3 protein-coding genes and 2 pseudogenes are annotated in these 2804 nt (G+C 36.7%); 1 reads left to right on the forward strand and 4 read right to left on the reverse strand.

What is annotated here, in order from left to right; translation table 11 throughout:
• The 4 genes and pseudogenes from BM283_RS17570 to BM283_RS17585 form a co-directional block, all read right to left on the reverse strand.
• Nucleotides 1-200 (reverse strand): annotated as a pseudogene (locus tag BM283_RS17570) (IS1595 family transposase); the annotation flags it as partial.
• Nucleotides 201-238: 38 nt separating this feature from the next.
• Nucleotides 239-643, reverse strand: coding sequence for a Fic/DOC family protein (locus BM283_RS17575; protein ID WP_175492227.1), 405 nt, complete (start codon nucleotides 641-643; stop codon nucleotides 239-241).
• Between the two features lie 5 nt (nucleotides 644-648).
• Entirely contained in the window at nucleotides 649-1149 is a 501-nt protein-coding gene (locus tag BM283_RS17580) for a hypothetical protein (protein ID WP_090695433.1), read from the reverse strand.
• Nucleotides 1150-1457: 308 nt separating this feature from the next.
• Nucleotides 1458-1679, reverse strand: a complete 222-nt coding sequence (locus BM283_RS17585) for a hypothetical protein (RefSeq protein ID WP_139225347.1) — start codon at nucleotides 1677-1679, stop codon at nucleotides 1458-1460.
• Nucleotides 1680-2604: 925 nt separating this feature from the next.
• Here BM283_RS17585 and BM283_RS17595 point away from each other — a divergent pair.
• Nucleotides 2605-2804 (forward strand): annotated as a pseudogene (locus tag BM283_RS17595) (IS1595 family transposase); the annotation flags it as partial.

Genomic DNA, 2804 nt, shown 5'->3' on the forward strand with positions numbered 1-2804 from the left:
TGCAGAGGCGATTCAAGCTCACAACAACAGGCAATTCGCTGCCGTATTTTAAGGTAAATGCTATTAACGGATCGAATCGAGATACCGGTCAATTTTGCTGTGCTCGTCGCAGTGAAATCCAGAGAAAAGCACCGAATAAGTTGCCTAAATTTCGCCTCTCTAATTCGAGAACGAAAGTAGTATCTATTTTTACCATTCATCTCAGTAAGTTAACACACCTTAATAAGTGCTTAACTTCCTAAGACCCTACATTAAATTCTGCATAATACTCAGAAAGTTTCATTGCAAAATCACAATCGCAAACAGTAGCTAAATAGCTTTCCTTTGCCAATTCGCTAAATATCTTTTCAATTTCAGGAGTGATACGAGAAGCTATACAGAATCTTGTGCCTCCTTTTGAAATATCAACATTGCGAATCTCACCGGCCCAATCATATAGTTCAGAGAACAATGTTGAATGTATTTTTTTGAGATACTCAAGATTATATGGTGGATCATTATATTTAATATAATTGATTGATATGGCTGTTATTTCTCTTTCTGCCTCTTCAAGAACTTTCTCATCAGTTATGCCAAGCTTATTTTTTAAGACCGACGTGTCGGGATAGCAATAATAATCATTGCCCGCATCGTATTTATCCATATGCATCACCTTGACCAGTATTTATTAAGCACATCCGCCATGCTTCTTGATGTCAGGCCTTCATTAATTTGTATTCCCTCTAGTTTGGAACTATTAATAAAATTTCTGATTTTATTTTTCTCAAATAACAAATGCTTGTCAGTTGTAACGCCGTCTTTGAATGCTGAAGAAATCTTTTTTAGTTTAAGCTTTAATTCTCTCCAGCTACGAGCTTTTATTTGAAGTGAAAAAATATCAGAAATTACTTTCTTGGCTTCGTAGAATTGCCCAATTTCCTTAAGATTATTTTCTTCACATAGAAGAATACTTAATTTTTCAATATTGTTGTTAATGGAAGCCGATACTGACTTAATTTTATTAAATAACTGACTCCATCCATTAACCCTGAGAGGAACGCCAATTTTTTCTTCAATCCCAATCTTAACTTCTATGTAAGTACCGATAGCCTTCAGATCATCTATGCCATTAATTTGATTAAGGATGGGAATATCTAATACTTTGACCATTGAATTTTTGCTCATATTTAGCAACCGAAAGAACAGGCGGGCATGGTTATACACCCACCAAGTATCAAGAAAATACGATTATAGATGGCAAAAATATTAACCTTAGCCTATCTCTGCCAAAATCAAATTTATATCACCTTCAATTTCGGCTTTTTTTCTTGCTTAAGAATCTCAGCCAAAGTATGCCCAGATGCTTTCTTAGCAAGTTGTTTAGTGAGGTCACGAGTCCATTTGACAAGTGCCTCGTTTCTGCTAAACATATGAGTCGCTGCAGATGTTCCATACTGGATTGTTAAGCAAAATTGCCACTAGTTTTTTGATTTTAGATAAGCAAGCCCTGCAATTGTGGTCGTGCTAATTACTGCAATAGTTCCGAGAGCAGCGCCCTTCGCAAAACCCGCATCATGGTCCCGGACATAGCCTTTTTCTTCGCCTGCGTTAAAGGCCTTGAAATCTTCGCTACGCTCACTTGAGAAAATATACTCCTTCGCTTTTTCTGACAACTCAGGTTCTTTTGACAATGTTTCCAAGAGGCGCCTTGTAGCGTCAATGTCGAGCCGATTAAGTGTTGCAAATTCCTTTAGCTTATTTCCGTTTCTTAAAAAATTTCATCGACTCTGTCTTTCATTTGTTCACTCATTCTATGATCCTGTCAAATACAAAAATAGTGTAAATAACTCCATTAGTAAAAATGATATAGTGTCAAGCATTATGCCCAAGTAGAATTAGATCTTCAAATAACGCGATCTATTACGTCAAGAATGGAATCTAATACGACAAACTGCATGTTATCTCCTTATTTTTTATAGAGTTGAATCAATTTGACCCTCATCATAACAAACTTTGTGAGATCCTCAAGTATGATGAATACATCAAAACCATTGGATCAGGTACGTGACAAGCTCAGAGTTAAATATTATAGCTATTGTAGCTAGAAAGCATATATTTCCTAGATTAAGCATTTTATCTTCTATCATAATAAACAATAACTCCATCATCTGGCTAAAATGTAAGGAAAATTGAGCCTCTGCATTTGTGTTCGTCTTTCTTATGTCTATTAATGCTAGTAAGCCAGCAGCCATTCCTTATTTTTCCTAGTTCTCTACAGCTGTTCACAATATACTGCATATCCCGGCTTATGCTTTGCTTATGTGGATCCTCTACCGCTGCCTGCCCCCGTATTTTCCCTCTCGGATAGGATTGAATATATATTTGTGATAATGGCTGGAGTCTACGGAGCAGCGCGTCTGTAAACAAAAAATGCTTAATCAGTAGACCTCCATTTAACAAAGCAACTCGATATAGAGAGATAATGGTAAGTATGAGAGTCACTATATACTTGCCCAGCCAAAATGTTTTTTGGCAATGATCTCTTTCTGATTGCTCCTGAAATTCAAAAATAAGGAATGGGTCTTAGGAAGTTAAGCACTTATTAAGGTGTGTTAACTTACTGAGATGAATGGTAAAAATAGATACTACTTTCGTTCTCGAATTAGAGAAGCGAAATTTAGGCAACTTATTCGGTGCTTTTCTCTGGATTTCACTGCGACGAGCACAGCAAAATTGACCGGTATCTCGATTCGATCCGTTAATAGCATTTACCTTAAAATACGGCAGCGAATTGCCTGTTGTTGTGAGCTTGAATCGCCTCTGCA

Origin of the sequence: Nitrosomonas sp. Nm34, from assembly GCF_900113925.1 — a bacterium.
Lineage (GTDB): Bacteria > Pseudomonadota > Gammaproteobacteria > Burkholderiales > Nitrosomonadaceae > Nitrosomonas.

Bases quoted from the DNA above. Each gene is read 5' to 3' on its own strand.
- BM283_RS17575 (WP_175492227.1), bottom strand. From the start codon at position 643: ATGGATAAATACGATGCGGGCAATGATTATTATTGCTATCCCGACACG.
- BM283_RS17580 (WP_090695433.1), bottom strand. From the start codon at position 1,149: ATGGTCAAAGTATTAGATATTCCCATCCTTAATCAAATTAATGGCATA.